Source organism: Streptomyces sp. NPDC002463, assembly GCF_042889835.1.
Classification (GTDB): Bacteria; Actinomycetota; Actinomycetes; order Streptomycetales; family Streptomycetaceae; genus Streptomyces; species Streptomyces nymphaeiformis.
Map to the genome: position 1 here is coordinate 1 of NZ_JBIARL010000032.1, position 18097 is coordinate 18097.

At 73.6% G+C, this 18097-nt stretch carries 14 protein-coding genes; 9 read left to right on the forward strand and 5 right to left on the reverse strand.

Annotated elements, in window-relative coordinates:
* Window positions 1-505: 505 nt before the first annotated feature.
* On the forward strand, window positions 506-955 hold the full coding sequence (locus tag ACFYX3_RS38605; RefSeq protein ID WP_116162103.1) for a PTS glucose transporter subunit IIA: 450 nt from the start codon (window positions 506-508) through the stop codon (window positions 953-955).
* An 80-nt stretch (window positions 956-1035) separates the two neighbouring features.
* Window positions 1036-2706 (forward strand): phosphoenolpyruvate--protein phosphotransferase, encoded by a 1671-nt coding sequence (gene ptsP / locus ACFYX3_RS38610; protein ID WP_352024379.1) that lies wholly within the window; start codon window positions 1036-1038, stop codon window positions 2704-2706.
* Window positions 2707-2776: 70 nt separating this feature from the next.
* On the opposite strand, the gene ACFYX3_RS38615 is transcribed toward ptsP, so the two are convergent.
* Entirely contained in the window at window positions 2777-3670 is an 894-nt protein-coding gene (locus ACFYX3_RS38615) for a hypothetical protein (RefSeq protein WP_389024258.1), read from the reverse strand.
* A gap of 24 nt (window positions 3671-3694) precedes the next feature.
* Window positions 3695-4984 (reverse strand): MFS transporter, encoded by a 1290-nt coding sequence (locus ACFYX3_RS38620; RefSeq protein WP_389024262.1) that lies wholly within the window; start codon window positions 4982-4984, stop codon window positions 3695-3697.
* 45 nt (window positions 4985-5029) lie between these two features.
* Here ACFYX3_RS38620 and ACFYX3_RS38625 point away from each other — a divergent pair, with 45 nt between their 5' ends.
* Window positions 5030-6349, forward strand: coding sequence for an aminotransferase class I/II-fold pyridoxal phosphate-dependent enzyme (locus ACFYX3_RS38625; RefSeq protein WP_389024265.1), 1320 nt, complete (start codon window positions 5030-5032; stop codon window positions 6347-6349).
* A gap of 80 nt (window positions 6350-6429) precedes the next feature.
* On the opposite strand, the gene ACFYX3_RS38630 is transcribed toward ACFYX3_RS38625, so the two are convergent.
* The gene (locus tag ACFYX3_RS38630) at window positions 6430-8166 is read right to left on the reverse strand and encodes a serine protease (RefSeq protein ID WP_389024268.1); all 1737 of its coding nucleotides are present in this window, start codon (window positions 8164-8166) and stop codon (window positions 6430-6432) included.
* A 46-nt stretch (window positions 8167-8212) separates the two neighbouring features.
* On the opposite strand from ACFYX3_RS38630, the gene ACFYX3_RS38635 reads away from it, so the two are divergent.
* On the forward strand, window positions 8213-9007 hold the full coding sequence (locus ACFYX3_RS38635) for an RNA polymerase sigma factor (RefSeq protein WP_389024271.1): 795 nt from the start codon (window positions 8213-8215) through the stop codon (window positions 9005-9007).
* Window positions 9004-10092, forward strand: a complete 1089-nt coding sequence (locus ACFYX3_RS38640) for a CU044_5270 family protein (protein WP_389024273.1) — start codon at window positions 9004-9006, stop codon at window positions 10090-10092. The genes ACFYX3_RS38635 and ACFYX3_RS38640 overlap by 4 nt, the downstream gene beginning before the upstream one ends.
* Before the next feature lie 58 nt (window positions 10093-10150).
* On the opposite strand, the gene ACFYX3_RS38645 is transcribed toward ACFYX3_RS38640, so the two are convergent.
* Window positions 10151-12124, reverse strand: coding sequence for an acetoacetate--CoA ligase (locus ACFYX3_RS38645; RefSeq protein ID WP_376590723.1), 1974 nt, complete (start codon window positions 12122-12124; stop codon window positions 10151-10153).
* A gap of 215 nt (window positions 12125-12339) precedes the next feature.
* Between ACFYX3_RS38645 and ACFYX3_RS38650 the strand changes: the two genes are divergently transcribed.
* Window positions 12340-14787 (forward strand): glycoside hydrolase family 31 protein, encoded by a 2448-nt coding sequence (locus tag ACFYX3_RS38650; RefSeq protein ID WP_389024276.1) that lies wholly within the window; start codon window positions 12340-12342, stop codon window positions 14785-14787.
* A 192-nt stretch (window positions 14788-14979) separates the two neighbouring features.
* Here the strand turns inward: ACFYX3_RS38650 and ACFYX3_RS38655 are convergent, their stop codons facing one another.
* Complete coding sequence (locus tag ACFYX3_RS38655) at window positions 14980-15540, reverse strand: NUDIX domain-containing protein (RefSeq protein ID WP_389024279.1); 561 nt, start codon at window positions 15538-15540, stop codon at window positions 14980-14982.
* On the opposite strand from ACFYX3_RS38655, the gene ACFYX3_RS38660 reads away from it, so the two are divergent.
* From ACFYX3_RS38660 to ACFYX3_RS38670, 3 genes are all read left to right on the forward strand, one after another.
* Entirely contained in the window at window positions 15539-16360 is an 822-nt protein-coding gene (locus tag ACFYX3_RS38660) for a M15 family metallopeptidase (RefSeq protein ID WP_389024282.1), read from the forward strand. The two genes, ACFYX3_RS38655 and ACFYX3_RS38660, sit on opposite strands and share 2 nt — an antisense overlap.
* Window positions 16361-16425: 65 nt before the next feature.
* Window positions 16426-16899, forward strand: coding sequence for a Zn-ribbon domain-containing OB-fold protein (locus tag ACFYX3_RS38665; RefSeq protein ID WP_389024285.1), 474 nt, complete (start codon window positions 16426-16428; stop codon window positions 16897-16899).
* Entirely contained in the window at window positions 16851-18083 is a 1233-nt protein-coding gene (locus ACFYX3_RS38670) for a lipid-transfer protein (RefSeq protein ID WP_389024288.1), read from the forward strand. Before ACFYX3_RS38665 ends, ACFYX3_RS38670 begins: the two co-directional genes overlap by 49 nt.
* The last annotated feature ends 14 nt before the right edge of the window (window positions 18084-18097 follow it).

Sequence of the window (18097 nt, forward strand, 5' to 3'; positions counted from 1 at the left end):
AATCTGGCGTTGATTTTTGGCACGCTGTTGAGTTCTCAAGGTGCGGACGCTTCCTTCGTTCCTGTTTCCAGGCCCTCCGGGCGCTTCCTTCGTTTTCCAGCTTAGCAGATCCGGTTTCCGTTTCTGCCACCCGCTGGAGCGGGCTGCTGGGGCAGGAATTCGCTATTCGCGTTTTCCGTTCCCGGCGGGGTTGAACGTTACCAGGCTTTCTCGGCCCCCTTGACCACATCCCCTGCGAGCACGCAGAGGTGTAGACCACTGGGGTTAGGATCTGGCTTGATAGGTGCTGCCGACCCGCGACTCAAGGCCGCGTTGGGGTCAGGCAGGAGTACGACAGTACATCCCACCGTCAGTAGAGGCAAATCGTCCAGGTAGTCCCTAGCTCCGCAGAACGGGTACGTCTCGTGCGGAACCGGGACTTCCTATGACATACGCTTCAGAACAGTACGCCGTCCAGGACAGGTAGTGACGGCGTAACACGATCTCCGCCCCTGGGAGGCTTCCCATGACAACCGTGACGTCGCCGCTTGCTGGACGCGCCATCGGTCTCGCCGCAGTTCCCGACCCGGTCTTCTCCGGTGCGATGGTCGGTCCCGGTACCGCCATCGATCCCGTACGTGAGCCTTCGGAGGCCGTCTCCCCGCTCGACGGGGTCATCGTCTCCATGCACCCGCACGCGTTCGTCGTCGTCGACGACGAGGGACACGGTGTGCTGACCCACCTCGGCATCGACACCGTCCAGCTCAACGGCGAAGGCTTCGAGCTGCTCGTCAGCAAGGGTGACCGGGTGACGCGCGGACAGGCCGTCGTCCGGTGGAACCCCGCCTCGGTCGAGGAGGCCGGCAAGTCCCCCATCTGTCCCATCGTGGCCCTCGAGGCCACCGCGGACTCGCTCTCCGGAGTCGTCGAGGACGGCGACGTGAAGGCCGGCGACCAGCTCTTCGGCTGGAGCTGAGCCGGTCCGTCGTCGTGACGACCGCGAGTTCGACATTCAACGCGGCGGCCGGAGCCGCCGCTCAATCGGAGACGGGTGAGATGGAGACAACGCTGCGAGGCGTCGGCGTCAGCCACGGAGTGGCGATCGGCGAGGTCCGGCACATGGGCACGGCGGTGCTGGAGCCGCCGGCCAAGCAGATCCCCGCGGACGAGGCGGAGCGCGAACAGGGGCGCGCCCGTCAGGCCGTGGAGGCTGTGGCCGCGGACCTGATTGCCCGGGGCAATCTGGCCGGCGGTGAGGCCCAGGCGGTGCTGGAGGCCCAGGCGATGATCGCCCAGGACCCGGAGCTCATCGCCGACGTCGACCGCCGGATCGCGGTCGGCAGCACGGCCGAGCGCGGTATCTACGACGCCTTCTCGCACTACCGCGAGCTGCTGGCGGGTGCCGGCGAGTACATGGCCGGCCGGGTCGCGGACCTGGACGACGTGCGGAACCGGATCGTCGCGCGGCTGCTCGGTGTCCCGATGCCGGGCGTGCCGGACAGCGACGAGCCGTACGTACTGATCGCGCGGGACCTGGCGCCCGCCGACACGGCGCTGCTCGACCCGGCGCTCGTGCTCGGCTTCGTGACGGAGGAGGGCGGGCCGACCAGCCACAGCGCGATCCTCGCGCGGGCGCTGGGTGTGCCGGCGATCGTGGCGCTGCCGGGCGCGGGTGAGCTGGCCGAGGGCACGCTCATCGCGGTCGACGGTTCCACGGGTGAGCTCTTCGTGGACCCGAGCGAGGAGAAGAAGGCGGAGCTGACGAAGGCCGCGGCGGAGCGCAAGGCCGCGCTGGCCACGTCCAGCGGTCCCGGCGCGACCTCCGACGGGCACAAGGTGCCGCTGCTCGCGAACGTCGGCGGTCCTGCGGACGTGCCCGCGGCGGTGGAGGCCGGTGCCGAGGGCGTCGGTCTGTTCCGTACGGAGTTCCTCTTCCTGGACGACAGCAAGAAGGCGCCGTCCGAGGAGAAGCAGGTCGAGGCGTACCGCAAGGTTCTCGAGGCGTTTCCCGAGGGCCGTGTGGTCGTGCGGGTGCTCGACGCGGGCGCCGACAAGCCGCTGGACTTCCTGACGCCGGTGGACGAGCCGAACCCGGCGCTCGGTGTGCGGGGTCTGCGGTCGCTGCTCGACCACCCGGAGGTGCTGCGGACGCAGCTGACCGCGCTGGCGAAGGCGGCCGAGGGGCTGCCGGTGTACCTCGAGGTCATGGCTCCGATGGTGGCCGACCGTACGGACGCGAAGGCGTTCGCCGACGCGTGCCGTGAGGCGGGGCTGCGGGCGAAGTTCGGTGCGATGGTCGAGATTCCCTCGGCCGCGCTGCGGGCGCGCTCGATCCTGCAGGAGGTCGAGTTCCTGTCGCTGGGCACCAACGACCTGGCGCAGTACACGTTCGCGGCCGACCGTCAGGTCGGTGCGGTGTCCCGGCTCCAGGACCCGTGGCAGCCGGCGCTGCTCGACCTGGTGGCGCTGTCCGCCGAGGCGGCCAAGGCCGAGGGCAAGAGCTGCGGTGTCTGTGGCGAGGCCGCTTCGGATCCGCTGCTCGCGTGTGTGCTGACCGGTCTGGGCGTCACCTCCCTCTCCATGGGTGCGGCGTCGATTCCGTATGTGCGGGCGACGCTCGCCAAGTACACGCTGGCGCAGTGCGAGCGGGCCGCGGCCGCGGCGCGTGCCGCGGACACTGCGCATGACGCGCGGATGGCCGCGCAGGCGGTGCTGTCCGGGGAGTGATCTCCCGGGGTGCTTGACGAAGGGGCTTTCCGGCACGTGGTGGCGGGGAGCCCCTTCGTCGTGTGCGGGGTCAGTGGTGGTTGGTCCAGTCGTCGTCGGGGTCGGGGGCGAGGGGGAGGCCGGCGCGGTACTCGACGCCCGGTTCCGGGGAGAGCGGATCGCCGGTGCGGGCGTCGGTGCAGTAGGCGGCGAAGACCTCGGCCTCGGTGAGGGGGGTCAGGCTGCCGTCGGTGAGGCGCCAGCCGTGGAGCCGGTCGGGTGCGCCGGGGGTGGTGGTGCGGAGGACTACTCCGCCGCGTGCCGCGAGGGCGATGCCGGTGGCGAGTACCGCGGTGAACTCCGGTGCCGCGGTTTCGTCGGTGGGTGGTGTGGTGCCGTGGGTGTGGAGGACGGCGAGGAGTTGGTCGTCGGCGGCCTGGACGCTGCAGACGAGGTGGTGGGTGCCCGGTCCGGCGGCTTGGAGGAGTCGTAGGAGCAGGCGGCCCGCCCGCGCGTAGGCGGCTTTGCCGATGTCCTTGCCGCAGCGGGCGCAGTCTCCTGCGGTGGCGAGGACGGTGGTGGCGTACTCCCAGGTGGCCTGGCGGACGGCGGTGTCGACGAGTTCGGGGAGGAGGGTGGTGAGGGGCTGCCCGGTGTAGGTGACGCGGGCGCCGGTGGTGGCCAGGTGGGCCGTGAAGCGGCTGCGGCTGGCGGGGTGGTCGGGGTCGGTGCCGGTCTCGGCGCACCAGGCCGCGTACTCCTCGGGGTCGAAGAGGGTGACGGTGGTGTGGCCTCCCTGGTTCGCGAGGGTCCGCAGGAGGGCCTCGATCTGTCGCAGGTAGGTGGCGTGGTCGTCGAAGACGAAGGTGCGGTACCGGCGCATGGCGGCGAAGTCCTGCTCGTCGGCGAGGAGTCCGACGGTGCTGGGGACTTCGCGGCGCAAGGCGCGGCGGAGGTGTGCGGTGGTGGTGCCGGTGCGGGTCATGCTCTCCCCCTGGTGACGCTCCGATCAGTGCTCACTCACCGTAACCTTCGCCACTGACAGTGACGGTTCGGTGAGGCGTCGGCGGACGAGGCGGTTCTGTGCGGCGGTGGTGGCGACCAGGGCGGTACCGAGGAGGGGCCAGGCGAGGGGGCCTGCGGAGATGAGGCCGGTCATGAGGAGGGGGCCGGCGAAGCGCTGGGTGGACTGGGCGAGGCCGTGGACTCCGAGGTAGGCGCCCTGGGCGTCGTCGGGGGCGAGGGCGACGGAGATCTCCCAGGAGGCGATGGTGTGGATCATCTCGGCGAAGGTGAGGGCGACCGCGGCCGTGATCATGGCGGTGGTCGCGAGGGTGCGGCCGCCCAGGGCGGAGACGGCGAGGGCGAGCGTGGCGACCGCGAAGAGGCCGGCCAGGGGGCGGAGCAGGCGGCGGGCGGCTTCGGTGGTGGCTCCGAAGCGGGAGAGCGGGACCTGGAAGAGCACGACGAGGGCGCTGTTGACCACCATCAGGAGCGGTGCGAGGCCGACGGGGGCCTCGGTGGCGTGGACGATCCAGAGCGGCAGGGCGACCTGGATGATCGAGTCGTGGAGGTAGAAGACGGCGTCGCCGGCGGTGAAGGCGAGGAAGCCGCGGTCGCGCCAGGGGTTGGAGGGCTTGGCGGCGGGGGCCGGGTCGGTGGAGACGGCGGCGACGCGTGAGGTCGCGGGGGCCGGGGGTTCGGCGCAGCGGAGGGTGAGGGCGGCCATCACGAGGTAGGACAGGGCGTCGCCGATGAGCAGGAGCTGGAAGGCGGTGGCGGAACCGATGGCGAGTGCGGCGGCGGCGCCGAGGCCGCCGAGTGTCCAGCCGAGGTTGGAGATGGTGCGGTTGATGGCCTGGTAGCGGACGCGGTCGGGGCCGGCGACGCGGGCCGCGTAGAGCTTGGTGAGGACGTTGGTGGCGCGGTCGGGCAGGGCGCCGGCGGCGGAGAAGAGGACGAGGAGCAGGTAGTCGTCGGTGGTGAGGAGGGCGAGGAGGGCGGCCGCGCGCAGGAGTTGGGTGCAGACGATGACGCGGACGAGGGGGAAGCGGTCGGCGAGACGGCCGCCGAGGGGGGCGCCGGCGATGCCCGCGGCGCCGGAGAGGGCGATGAGGAGACCGACCTGGCCGAGGCCGAGGCCGGTGACGTAGGTGAAGTAGAGGGCCATGGCCGTGGACCAGAGTCCGGTGCCGCACTTGTCGATGAAGCCGACGAGGAGCATGCGGCGGCCGTCGGTGCCGCCGGGGATGCGGTCCTTGAGGGGCTGTCGGGTGGGTGGTGTGGTGCTGCGGCTCATGGGTCCCCCTTGCGAACTTCTTTGTATCGATACATAATTGATTACGTGGCAGCACAATATGCGATCGAAGGGGCGACGGCCAAGGGGATTGCCGCGTCCGTGGAGCGGGGCGTGTCCGAGGGCGGGCTCGCCCCGGGCGACGCCCTGCCGCCGGTGCGGCGGCTCGCCGACGAGTTGGGGGTGAGTCCGGGGACCGTCGCCACGGCCTACAAGGAACTGCGGCAGCGGGGGCTGATCGTCACGCGGGGCCGGGGCGGGACCGTGGTGGCGGACGTGCCGTCGGTGGCCTCCCGGCGTCCGCCGCGCGTGCCCGCCGGTCTGGTGGACCTGGCCGGCGGACATCCGGACCCGGCCTTTCTTCCCGTACTGCGCCCCCCGGCGTCGGTCGCCCCGGTGTACGGATCCCATCGCGCCGCGCCGCGGCTAGCGCACCTGGAGGCGCTGACCAGGACGTGGTTCGAGCGGGACGGGGTGCCGGCGGAGCACGTGACCTTCGCGCACGGCGCCCTCGACTGCATCGCGCGGCTGCTCTCCACGGAGCTGCGGCCCGGGGACGCCGTGGCGGTGGAGGATCCGGGATTCCACCATCTGCTCGACCTGGTGCCCGCGTTGGGTCTGCGGATGGTGCCGGTGGCGGTGGACGGCGAGGGGCTCGTACCGGAGGCGCTGCGCGCCGCGCTGCGGGGCGGGGTGCGCGCGGTGGTGTGCAGTCCGCGGGGCCAGTGTCCGACCGGCGCGTTCTTCACGCGCGCGCGTAGGGACGAACTGGTGGCGGTGCTAAGAGAGTTCCCCGAGGTGCTCGTCGTCGAGGACGATCACAACGCGGAGGTCGGCGGGGCCGCGGCGTACACCCTCGCGGCGGCCGGTCTCGACCGGTGGGCTCAGGTGCGGACCGCGTCCAAGCACCTCGGCATCGACCTGCGCTGGGCCGGGGTCGCGTGCGACGCGGTGACGCTGGCGCGGCACGACGGGCGGATGCTGATGACCTCGGGCTGGGTCAGTCACGTCCTGCAGGAGACGGTGGCGGGCCTGCTCGCCGACGTGGCCGTGCAGGACCTGGTGGCCGCGGGCGAGGCGGCGTACGCGGAGCGGCGCGCGGCGCTGATCGGCGCGCTCGGCGCGTACCGGATCCGTGCGATGGGGGCGAGCGGCCTGAACGTGTGGGTGCCGGTGCGGGACGAGTCGGCGGTCGTGAACGGGCTGCGGACGCAGGGCTGGTGGGTCGCCGCGGGGGCGCGGTTCCGGATCGCGGCCGCGCCGGCCGTACGGATCACGACGGCGACGCTCGCGCCGGCGGACGCGGTGCGGCTTGCGGCGGACTTCGCCGAGGTCCTGGGAGACGCCCAGGCGACGTACGGCGGTTGACCGCGGCCGGGGTGCGCTCGTGACGCACGGACGCTCCGGGGAGGGCCGATGCCCTTCCCGGAGCGTCCGGTCGGCGTGGGTCAGCGGGTGCGGAAGGCGCCCCGCTGGGTCTGGGTGAGGGTGTTGCCCTGGGTGTCGGTCAGTTCGGCGCGGAGCGAGACGGTCTTGCCGGGGCCGGGGGTGCGGAAGCCCGCCTTGCCGTCGACGACCGGGACGCGCGTCCAGGTGGTGCCGCCGTCGGCGGACATCGACACGGTCAGGGACCGGACGCCGGTCCCGGCGGCCGCGCCCTGGACGGTGACCGGCACCTGGAGCAGGGTCCCGGCCGGGGCGGTGCCGTCGAGGGCGAGGTCGGGGGCGAAGCGGACGATGCTCAGCGGCAGGGCCGTGGCGCCGGTGGTGGCGGCCGAGCTGAAGGTCCAGGAGGCGGTGACGCTTCCGGCCGACGCCGTGCCGTCGCCCCGGGTCGCCGAGGCGGTCAGCCGGTACGAGGCCTTTCCGGGGGTGGTGGTGAACTCGGCGCGGCCGGGCTCGCCCTGACGGGTGCCGATCAGGACGCCGTCGCGGTGGAGCGTGGTGGTCGCGGTGCGGAAGCGCGGTGCGCTCGGGGTGTGGCCGTCCCCGTCGGCGAGCAGCGGGATGTCGAGCGCGATCGTCCTGCCGTCGCGGACGCCGGCCGGGCGGGCGCCGGGCGTCGTGTCGAGGGCGGGCCCGAAGACGGCGTTGTCGAAGGTCTGCGTGACGGTCGCGCCCGCGTGGACCGCGATTCCGTTCGCCTCGTAGCGGTTGGGCGGGGTCTCGGGCGCGGCCGGGCCCGTGAAGGTGACGTCCCAGCGGCCCCGCTCCGGGGTGACCTTCACGGTCGCGGTGGCGGGGAGCTGCAGGGACTGGGCGAGACCGACGGTGGGGCCCGCGCTGGGCTGGACCGAGAGGAACCCGGTGCCCGTCGTGCCCTCGGCGGCCGCTCCCCGGATCTTGACCGTGGCCAGCTCGTCGGCCGCGGGGTGGCGGACGAGGCCGGTCAAGGCGCGGTCGGAGGTGAAGGTGTAGCCGAGCGCGTAGTCGGAGCGCGCCCCGGACCAGTAGGTGTCGAACCACTCCTTGACAGAGCCCGATTCGGCGGCCGGGCCGAGGTGGGCCACGCGCAGGCCCTCGCGACCCATCAGGATGTTCGCCGAGCGGGTGGTGCCCTCGTGGGTGACCTCGACGAACCCGATGCTGTTCAGGTAGCGGGCGCCGGACTCCGGCGGGCGGACGTCCACCGGGGAGGTCGTCCGGGCGTCGACGGTGACGGTCGTGTCGCCGTTCAGGTCCAGGCGGGGCTGGACGACCCAGTCGGTGCCGGTGGCCGGATCGGGACCGGACAGCGTGGAGTCGAGCAGGTAGCGCCCCTTGGGCAGGCGGACGGTGACCGTGCCGGACGCGTCGTAGGGAGCGGCCTCCTCCTGCGCGCCGGGGCCCGAGATGCCGGTGACGTGGGTGCTGTAGCCGCCGGTGGCGGCGCCCGCGCGGTCGAGGTGCCGGATCGTCAGGGTGTACGTCTCGGGGGTGCCGGACGCCGCGACGGCGGTCGGGGGCAGGGCGGAGAGGGTCGTGCCGGCGATGACCGCGGTGAGGGCCAGGGAGCGCAGGAGGGTGCGGCGGCCGGGGGTGCGGGGGCCGGTCGGGCCGGCTGCGGTGGTGGTGTCCGTCGTACGGCTGGGTGTCGAGGAATCGTTCATGCCCAGCACTGCTCGCAGCGGGAGCGGCGTTCCCGTGACCTGGGTCACATCGGCCGGGAGGTCGATGGGGTCGGCGAGGCGTGTGGTCCAGGTCACGGGAACCCCGGCGAACCGGCGCCCAGTGCCAGATGTGGAATCACCTATGAGAGATCGTTTCCGCGCCGGGGACCCCACGGCGCTCGGAGAGGCGTACGACGAGCACGCACGCGTGCTGTACCACTACGCCTACCGGGTGTGCGGGGACCGGGCGGCCGCGGAGGACGTCGTGTCCGCCGCCTTCCTGGAGGCCTGGCGCTGCCGCGGGAAGGTGCACGCCGACGGCGGCAGCCTGCGGCCGTGGCTGCTCGGCATCGCGACCAACATCATGCGCGGCGCGGCCCGCGAGGCGCGCCGACGGGACGCGGCGCTCGCCAGGATCCCCGAGCGCGGCGTCCTGCCGGACTTCGCCGACGACGTGCTCGCCCGGATGACCGACGGCGAGCAGATCCGCGCCGCGCGTGCCGCGCTCGGCAAGCTCAAACGGCGCGAGCGTGAGGTGTTCACGCTCGTGGTGTGGGCGGGTCTGGACTACGCCGCCGCCGGGGAGGCCCTCGGCATCCCGGTCGGCACCGTGCGCTCCCGGCTGTCCCGGGCCCGTGAACGGCTCCGGAAGCTCGCCGAGGCCGAACTGCGCTCGGCCCGGCGCCGGGAGCGGTCCGCCGCTGCCACGGTCCGTTCGACCGGGCGGGCCGCCCGGGGCGGCGACGCGGGCGGGGCGGCGGGCTCGCCCCCCGCCTCCGACGGGGCACTCCCCCACGCCGGACCCGCCCCCAGGCCGGGAGCCGCACCCGGACCCCTCACCGTGCCCGAATCCCTCGCCGTACCCGGCGCCCTCTCCGTCCGCTCGACCGTCCGCCCGGCCCTCGCGCCCCGACCCACCCCGGAGAACCAGGCATGAACGCCTTCGCCCCCCGCCCGCCGCACGCCGACGCGGACGAGCTCCTGCGTGCCGAGCTCACCGAGCTGCTGCCCCCGCCTCCGGTGCCCGAGCCGACCGCCGAGCGGAACCAGCACCTCAGGCACGCCGTCCTGCGGACCGCCCTGGCCGCCGGGGACGGCGCGAGCGCCCGCCCGGTGCGCCCGGTCCGGCCGCGCCAGGGGATCCGGCTCGGCTGGATCGTCGCGCCGATGGCCGCCTGCGCGGTCGTCGCCGGTGTCGCCGTGCTCGCGCCCCAGGACGGAACCACGGGGACCCCGGGCCGCATCTCCGCCGGGCCGGCCTCCTCGGCCGAGGCCGTGAAGGTCCTGTCCGGTGCCGCGCTCGCCGCGGCCGCCGCTCCCGCGCCGTCCGTCCGGCCCGGTGAGTACGTCTACGTCAGGAGCCTCGTCGCCCACGCGGGGCGCGACGCGGCCGGCGGTGCCGCCACGCTGCCGCCCGCGCATCGGCGCGAGGTGTGGCTGTCCGTCGACGGCAGCCGGCCCGGGCTGCTGCGCGAGCCCGGTGCCCCCGACACGGAACTCGGCGCCGAGCTGCCCGTGTACGAGGTGGACCACCGAGGGGCCACCCCGCGGAAGACCACCATGGAGGCGGCGCCGCCGAGCGTCACCAACCCGACGCACGCGTACGTGGCGACCCTCCCCACGGATCCGGGAGTGCTGCTGCGCCTGATCCAGGACCAGACGCGCGCGGGCGGGGGCGATGCCGATCAGCGGGCGTTCGCCACGATCGGGACGCTGCTCGCCGAAACCTGGGCTCCGCCGAAGGTCACCGCCGCGCTGTACGAGGCGGCGGCGCGGATCCCCGGGGTGACCGTGCTGCCGTCCGCGAAGGACGCGGCCGGGCGCGAGGGCGTCGCCGTGGCCCGTACCTCCCACGGCGAGCAGACCCAGTGGATCTTCGACCGCACGTCGTCGGCGTTCCTCGGTGAGCGCACCGTCCTCACCGAGACCACCTCGGCGGGCCGGGCGGGGACGGTCCTCGGGGTCTCGGCTGTGCTCGCCAAGGCGGCCGCCCCGGCGCCCGGCGAGCTGCCGAAGGGCTGACCGCCGAAACGAGCGGGGCCCGCCGATCCGGTCGGATCGGCGGGCCCCGCTCGTGCGCTCAGCCCCGGCGGTTGGCCGCGAGGGTCTCGTAGAAGTGGAGGAGGCCGAGGTCGTCGACCGAGCCGGCGTTGACGGCCTTGGCCAGGGGGGTGCCCTGGAGCAGGCGCTTGACCGGGACCTCGATGCGCTTGCCCGTGAGGGTGTGCGGGACGCCCGGGACCTCGATGATCTCGTCGGGGACGTGGCGCGGGGAGAGTTCGCTGCGGATCGTCCGCTTGATGCGGTCGATCAGCTCCTCGTCCAGCGTGGCGCCGTCCACGAGGTGCACGAAGAGCGGCATCCAGTATCCACCGTCCGGTTCCTCCAGGCCGATGACCAGGGACTCGCGGATCTCGGGGAGGCGTTCGACGGCCTCATAGATATCGGCGCTTCCCATCCGGACGCCCTGGCGGTTCAGGGTGGAGTCGGAGCGGCCGTGGATGACGACCGAGCCTCGGTCCGTGATCGTGATCCAGTCGCCGTGGCGCCAGACCCCCGGGAACATCTCGAAGTAGCTGTCGCGGTAGCGGCTGCCGTCGGGGTCGTTCCAGAAGTGGATCGGCATGGACGGCATGGGGTTGGTGACGACCAGCTCGCCGACCTCGCCGATCAGGGGCTTCCCGGAGGGGTCCCAGGACTGGAGGTCGGTGCCGAGGCCCGCGGCCTGGAGCTCGCCGATGTGGACGGGCAGCGTGGGGACGGCGCCCGCGAAGCAGGAGCAGACGTCCGTGCCGCCGCTGACGGAGGCGATCCACAGGTTCTCGCGGACCTCGTCGTGGAGCCAGCGGAAGCCGTCGGGGGGCAGCGGGGAGCCGGTGGTGGCGACGCACTTCACGGCCGAGAGGTCGAAGTCCCGACCGGGGTGGACGTCCGCCTTGGCGCAGGCCATCACGTACGCGGCGGAGGTGCCGTACAGGGTGGCGCGGGTGCGCTCGGCGACGCGCCACTGGGCCGCGGTGTCGGGGTAGCCGGGGCTGCCGTCGTACAGGACGACGGTCGTGCCGGTGAGGAGGCCGGAGACGAGGAAGTTCCACATCATCCAGCCGGTGGAGGTGTACCAGAAGAACACGTCCTCGGGGCCGAGGTCGCAGTGCAGGCCCAGCTGCTTGACGTGCTCGACGAGGATGCCGCCCTGCGACTGGACGATCGCCTTCGGCAGGCCGGTCGTGCCGGAGGAGTACAGGACCCACAGCGGGTGCGCGAACGGCACCTGCTCGTACACCGGCTCGACGTCGGCGGCGACCAGGTCGGACCAGGCGAGGGTGCCCTCGGGGGCCGGGGTGCCGAGGAGCGGGATGTGGACGACGGCGCGGAGGGTCGGGAGCTCGGCGCGCAGCTCGGCGACGGTGTCGCGGCGGTCGTGCTCCTTGCCGCCGTAGCGGTAGCCGTCGACGGTGAAGAGGACGACCGGCTCGACCTGCTGGAAGCGGTCGAGGACGCTGCGGGCGCCGAAGTCCGGGGCGCAGGAGGTCCACACGGCGCCCACGGCGGCGGTGGCGAGGAGCGCGACGACGGACTGCGGGACGTTGGGCAGGTAGCCGCTGACGCGGTCGCCGGGCTTCACGCCGAGGGCGCGGAGTTCGGCGGCGAGGGAGCCGACCTGGCGACGGAGCTCGCCCCAGGTGATCGGCGTGGGCTCATGTGTCTCGTCCACATGAAGCAGGGCCGTGTCATGGGGGCGCTCTTCGGCGGCGCGCAGGGCGTGCTCGGCGTAGTTGAGGGTGGCTCCGGGGAACCACTCGGCGCCGGGCATGGAACGGTCGCCCAGGACCCGCTCGTACGGGGTGGAGAAGCGGAGGTCGAACCACTCGACGACGGCCTGCCAGAAGGCTTCGAGGTCCTCGACCGACCAGCGGTGGAGCGCCGCGTACCCGCCCTCGGCGGGGGCGCCGTGGTGCTCAGCGGCCCAGGCCTGGAAGCGGGTGACGGCGGCCGTGGCGATGCGTTCCTCGTCCGGCTGCCAGAGCGGCTCGGTCGGCACTGCTGATGTCATTTGGGGCGGCTCCCTGGCTGTACGCGGGTCTGCGTGTGTCTCGCGCACGTGCTGGGGTGTGCGCGTGACGCGGCTGACAGGACGATGCCATGTGATCGTCGATCGCACCAGGTCTGCCCGCCCATGGTCGGGCAGTTGAACATGTGCTCCCACCACGGGTGAACGGCAGCTGAACGGAACCGGTTCATGCTCCGGCGGGTGGCAGGGTGAGCTGCATGGACGGTCGGGAACTGGTGCGTTCGATGAAAGTGTTCGGTTCGGTGCAGGGCTTGCGGGCGGTGCGGTCGGCGTGGCGGCGGCGCCGTACGGACGCGTGGGGGCTGCCGCCCCGGGGGGCGGAGCGGGCGAGGGTGCCGGGGCTCGCGGTGGAGGCGGAGGCGGCTCCGGGCGGGGGGACCGTCCGGTTCGCCCGGTCCTCGCTCCGGATCTGCGTGTCGGCGGGCGGCACGGTGTTCTGGGGATGGGACGGGGCCGAACCGCTCCCCTCGTACGCCCTGGCCGACGAGGCGCCCGACCCGGATCCTCGGGCCTCCCTCGAACCGGACACCGACGGGGGGTGGCGGATCGTCTCGGAACGGGTGACGGTGACGGTCTCCCGGCACGGGGCGGTGGAGATCCGGACCCCGGGCGGGGTGCTGCTCCGCCGTGACCTCCCGCCGCGCTGGTGGGAGCCGGTGGCGGGCGGGGGTGCGGCGTCCGCGGCCGGTGACGGCGACGCGGGGTCGGTGGCGGGTGACGGCGCCGGGGCGATGGCCGGCGAGGGTGCCGGGACGGTGGCGCCGGGGGGCGGGCGGTGGGTGCAGCGCAGTGAGGTGCCGGCCGACGCGCGGTTCTTCGGGCTCGGCGGGCGGTCGGCGGGGCCGCGCCTCCGGGACGGCTCGTACCGGCTGTGGAACACCGACCCCAAGGGCGGCTTCGGCCCCGGCGACGATCCGCTCTACCTGACCATGCCCGTGCAGTTCGTGGTCTCGGACGCAGGTACGCACCTGGCCTTCCACGACAACACCTGGGACGGCCGGATCACCCTCGCCGAGGGCGAGGAGGGGGCCGGGTCCGGGCACGACCGGCCCGGCACCAGCGAGGTGCGGATGACGGGCGGGCCGCTGCGCTGCTGGGTGGTCGTCGGCACCCCCGCGCGCGTGCTGCACGGCTGGGCGGCGCTGACGGGCGCGCCCGCGCTGCCCCCGTCCTGGGCGCTCGGGCCGCAGCACGCGCGCTGGGGCTTCGGCAGCGCGCGGGAGGTACGCCGGGTGGTGGCCGGGTACCGGGAGCGGGGGCTGCCGCTGTCCGCCGTGCACCTGGACATCGATCACTACGACGGGCACCGGGTGTTCACGGTCGACCGGGAGCGGTTCCCCGATCTTCCGGGACTCGCGGAGGAGCTGCGGGAGCAGGGCGTGCGCCTGGTGTCGATCGTGGACCCGGCGGTGAAGGCCGAACCCGGCGACCCGGTCTACGACGGCGGGGCGGCAGCCGACGCCTTCGTGAAGGACGCGCGCGGCCAGGAGGTGCGCGGGGTGGTGTGGCCCGGCGAGTGCGCCTACCCGGACTTCACCGATCCCGCGGTACGGGAGTGGTGGGGCGGTCTGTACGAGGAGCGGCTCCGGCAGGGCTTCGCCGGGGTGTGGCACGACATGAACGAGCCGGTGTCCTTCGTCCCCTTCGGCGATCCGACCCTGCCCCGCTCGGCGCGGCACTCCCTGGAGGGGCGGGGCGGCGACCACCGGGAGGCGCACAACGTGTACGGACTCGCGATGGCCCGGGCCGGCTACGAGGGGCTGCGCCGGCTGCGGCCCGACGAACGGCCCTTCCTCTTCTCGCGGTCCGGCTGGGCGGGCATGCAACGGTACGGGGGCACGTGGTCCGGCGACGTCTCGACGGGCTGGCCGGGGCTGCGGGCCTCGCTCTCGCTGGTCCTGGGTCTGGGGCTGTGCGGGGTGCCCTACTCGGGTCCCGACGTGGGCGGTTTCGACGGCAGCCCGTCGCCGGAGCTGTTCCTGCGCTGGTACCAGCTGGGCTCGTGGCTCCCGCTCTTCCGCACCCACGCGGCGATCGACGCGGGACGGCGCGAGCCGTGGGAGTTCGGCCCCGAGGTCCTGGAGCACGCGCGCGTGGCGCTGGCCGAACGGGAGCGGATGCGGCCGTACTTCACGACGCTGGCCCGGCTGGCCCGGATGACGGGCGCGCCGTACGTCCGCCCGGTGTGGTGGGGGAATCCCGAGGACCGGGCTCTGCGCGACTGCGAGGACGCGTTCCTGCTCGGCGACGGGCTGCTCGTCGCGCCGGTCCTCACCCGGGGTGCGGACCGGCGGGCGGTGCGGCTGCCGCGCGGACGCTGGTACGACACGACGACGGGGCGGGCGTACGAGGGTCCGGGGCAGGTGCTGCTCGACGCGCCGCTCTCCCGCGTGCCGGTCCTGGCCCGGGCGGGGGCCGTGCTCCCCGTGCGCGGCGAGGAGGACGAGCTCGTCCTGGAGGTGTGGGCCCCGGCCGCGGGGCGTACGGGCGGCGGGCTCGTCGTGCGGGACACCGGGGACGGCTGGGAGCCGGCCGCGATCGAGCGGTACCAGTCGCGGCTCGTGGACGGACGTGTGGTGGTGGAGCGGGTCACGGACGACGGGGTGGAGGAGACGGGGCTGCCGGTGCGGGTGCGGGGGTTGTGAGGGCGTGGATCCAGTAGCCAGTAGGCGGATCCAATCTCCAATATCCAGTAGCCGAATATTGGAGATTGGATCCGGATCCTGGAGATCGGATCCCCGGTGGTAGATCCCGGGTGCTGGATCCCAAAGGTTGGATCCCGGTGATTGGATCCCGAGCGCTGGATCCTGGAGGCTGGATCCAGCACCCGGGGCCAGTCACCCGTACGCCCCGTCGAACCACTTCCGTACCGCCTCCGTGTGCAGCGGGAAGGCCAGTTCCTCGGGGGCGTGGAGCAGGTGGTGGCCGCTCGTCTCGTCCGTGGGGGTGGACGGCGGGAGTTGGGCGGCCGGGCGGGGTGGGAGGAGGCCGAAGAGAAGGAGGTGGCCGGACGGGGAGCTCATGGCGTCGGCGAGGCGGATCTCCTCGGCCGAGGCGGGGATGCCGGTCTCCTCGCGGAGTTCGCGGGCGACGGCGGCGCGCCAGTCCTCGTCGTGGTCGATGAAGCCGCCGGGCAGCGCGACGCCGCCCAGGGCGGGTTCGATGGTGCGGGTGACGACGACGAGGCCGGTTCCCCGCGTGTCGGTGACGGGGAGGAGGGCGACGGCGACGGGCAGCGGGTTGCGGTAGACGGTGTGGCCGCAGGCCGGGCAGGTGCGGGGCCAGCCGGCGTCGGCGGGGTGGGCCGCGCCGCAGGAGGAGCAGTGGGAGTCCTTCACGGCCCGACGGTATGCGATCACCCTTTCCCGGCGCTGCCGGAACTGATAGACGGTGCGCATGACTGGACTCGCAAACGCTTTCCGTACCCTCGCCGTCGCGGCCGCGGCCGGACTCCTCGCCGTCACCGGTTCCGTCGTCGCGCCCGCTCCCCCGGCCTCGGCCGCGCCGGAGCCGAAGGCGCCGCGGGAGTTCGTGGCCCTGGGCTCCGTGGACCCCACGATCCTTCAGGAGATGCGCTACACGACCGAGCACAACTTCGTCGGCGAGCCGGTGGACGGCTACCGGCAGCCGCTCTGCATCCTGACCCGCCCCGCCGCCGAGGCGCTGCACCGCGCGCAGGTCCGGCTGCTCGCCCGGGGCTACACGCTGAAGGTGTACGACTGCTATCGGCCGCAGCGGGCCGTGGACCACTTCGTGCGCTGGGCGAAGGACCTGGAGGACGAGCGGATGAAGAAGGAGTTCTATCCGCTCGTCGACAAGTCGAGGCTGTTCGCGGACGGTTACATCGCGGAGAAGTCGGGGCACAGCCGGGGGTCGACGGTCGATCTGACGATCGTGCGGCTGCCGGCGGCGCCCACGCGCGCGTACGTACCGGGTGAGGAGCTGGTGGAGTGCTGGGCTCCGCAGGCGGAGCGGTTCCCTGACAACTCCGTGGACATGGGGACCGGGTACGACTGCTTCGACACGCGCTCGCACACCGAGGACCCGCGGGTCCAGGGCGTGCAGCGGGCCAACCGGCAGCTGCTCGGGGGCGCGCTCGCCGAGCAGGGGTTCGTGAACCTGCCGGAGGAGTGGTGGCACTTCACCTTCAAGCCGGAGCCGTTCCCGGCCACGTTCTTCGACTTCCCGGTGGCGCGGAGGTCGGTGGCCGGGCATTGAGCCCTTCTCAGTACCGACCTCCCATGGCACACTTCTGACGCTTCGTCAGATCACGGGAGGTCCCGATGGCACGGACGCGCAGACCGGTGGCGGCCGGATGGTTCACCGACGACACCGTGCCGGAGGCGGAGTTCCGGCTGCTCGGCACCCGCTGCACGGCCTGCGCGTCGGTCTTCTTCCCGCGCGAGGACGACTGGTGCCGCAACCCCGGCTGTCCGGGCGGCGGGGAGCTGGCGGAGGTCCCGCTCTCGCCGCGCGGCCGGGTCTGGTCGTACACCGACGGGCGGTACCGTCCGCCCGCCCCGTACGTCTCCGATCCGGACGCGCCCTGGGAGCCGTACACCCTCGTCGCCGTCGAGCTCGTGGCCGAGGCGATGGTGGTGCTCGGGCAGGCGGCGCCCGGTGTGTCGACGGCCGACCTCGCCGTCGGGACGGAGGTCGAGGTGGTGCCCGGGGTCCTGAACGAGGACGAGGAGCACGTCTGGACCACATGGAACTGGCGGCCGGTCGCCCGCGGCGTACAGGAGGAGCGGTCGTGAACGACATCGCCGTGCTCGGGGCCGGGATGCACCCCTGGGGCAAGTGGGGCCGGAGTTTCGTCTCGTACGGGACGACCGCCGCCCGCGCCGCGCTCGCCGACGCCCGTCTGGAGTGGTCCGACATCGGCTCGGTCGTCGGCGCCGACACCATGCGGTGCGGCTACCCCGGGTACGTGGCGGGGGCGACCTTCGCACAGGCCCTCGGCTGGCAGGGGGCGCGGGTCACCAGCGTGTACGCCGCCTGCGCCTCGGGCGCCCAGGCCATCGGGACCGCCCGGGCCCAGATCCTGGCGGGACTCGCCGACGTGGTCCTGGTCGTGGGCGCGGACTCGACGCCGAAGGGGTTCCTGGCCCCGGCCGGCGGCGAGCGGCCCGGCGACCCGGACTGGCTGCGGTTCCGGGTGCTCGGGGCGACCAACCCGGCGTACTTCGCGCTGTACGCGCGCCGCAGGATGGCGCTGTACGGCGACACGGTCGAGGACTTCGCCCAGGTGAAGGTGAAGAACGCGGCGGCCGGCGCGCTCAATCCGCTGGCCCGCTACCGCGCGCGCGTGACCGCCGAGGAGGTCGCGGCCTCGGCCGTCGTCGCCGATCCGCTGCGGCTCCTCGACATCTGCGCGACCTCGGACGGAGGCGCCGCGCTCGTGCTGTCCAGCATGGAGTTCGCGCGGCGGCACGGGCACCCCGACCCGGTCCGGGTCCGGGCGGTGTCCACCGTCTCCCCCACGTACCCCAAGGCGGTGCTCGACCTCCCCGACATCGCGACCGACTCGGCGGCGGCCGTCTCCCCCGCCCCGCTCGCCTTCCGCGCCTCGATCGCCCGCGCCGCCTACGAGGAGGCGGGGGTGGGGCCCGAGGACCTGTCCTTGGCCGAGGTGTACGACCTGTCCACCGCGCTCGAGCTGGAGTGGTACGAGGACATCGGGCTCTGCGCGCCGGGCGAGGGCGCGAAGCTGCTGCGGGACGGCGCGACGGCCCTCGGAGGACGCGTCCCGGTCAACACCAGCGGCGGCCTGGGCTCCTTCGGGGAGGCGGTGCCCGCGCAGGCGATCGCCCAGGTCTGCGAACTGACCTGGCAGCTGCGCGGTACGGCGGGCGACCGGCAGGTGCCGGGGGCCAGGGTCGGGATCACCGCGAACCAGGGCCTGTTCGGGCACGGTTCGGCGGTGGTGGCGGTGCGGTGAGCCCGCCGTGAGGT

Coding starts and splice junctions, on each gene's coding strand:
- ACFYX3_RS38605 (WP_116162103.1), top strand. CDS start 506: ATGACAACCGTGACGTCGCCGCTTGCTGGACGCGCCATCGGTCTCGCC.
- ptsP (WP_352024379.1), top strand. CDS start 1,036: ATGGAGACAACGCTGCGAGGCGTCGGCGTCAGCCACGGAGTGGCGATC.
- ACFYX3_RS38615 (WP_389024258.1), bottom strand. CDS start 3,670: ATGACCCGCACCGGCACCACCACCGCACACCTCCGCCGCGCCTTGCGC.
- ACFYX3_RS38620 (WP_389024262.1), bottom strand. CDS start 4,984: ATGAGCCGCAGCACCACACCACCCACCCGACAGCCCCTCAAGGACCGC.
- ACFYX3_RS38635 (WP_389024271.1), top strand. CDS start 8,213: ATGAGAGATCGTTTCCGCGCCGGGGACCCCACGGCGCTCGGAGAGGCG.
- ACFYX3_RS38640 (WP_389024273.1), top strand. CDS start 9,004: ATGAACGCCTTCGCCCCCCGCCCGCCGCACGCCGACGCGGACGAGCTC.
- ACFYX3_RS38645 (WP_376590723.1), bottom strand. CDS start 12,124: ATGACATCAGCAGTGCCGACCGAGCCGCTCTGGCAGCCGGACGAGGAA.
- ACFYX3_RS38650 (WP_389024276.1), top strand. CDS start 12,340: ATGGACGGTCGGGAACTGGTGCGTTCGATGAAAGTGTTCGGTTCGGTG.
- ACFYX3_RS38660 (WP_389024282.1), top strand. CDS start 15,539: ATGACTGGACTCGCAAACGCTTTCCGTACCCTCGCCGTCGCGGCCGCG.
- ACFYX3_RS38655 (WP_389024279.1), bottom strand. CDS start 15,540: ATGCGCACCGTCTATCAGTTCCGGCAGCGCCGGGAAAGGGTGATCGCA.
- ACFYX3_RS38665 (WP_389024285.1), top strand. CDS start 16,426: ATGGCACGGACGCGCAGACCGGTGGCGGCCGGATGGTTCACCGACGAC.
- ACFYX3_RS38670 (WP_389024288.1), top strand. CDS start 16,851: ATGGAACTGGCGGCCGGTCGCCCGCGGCGTACAGGAGGAGCGGTCGTG.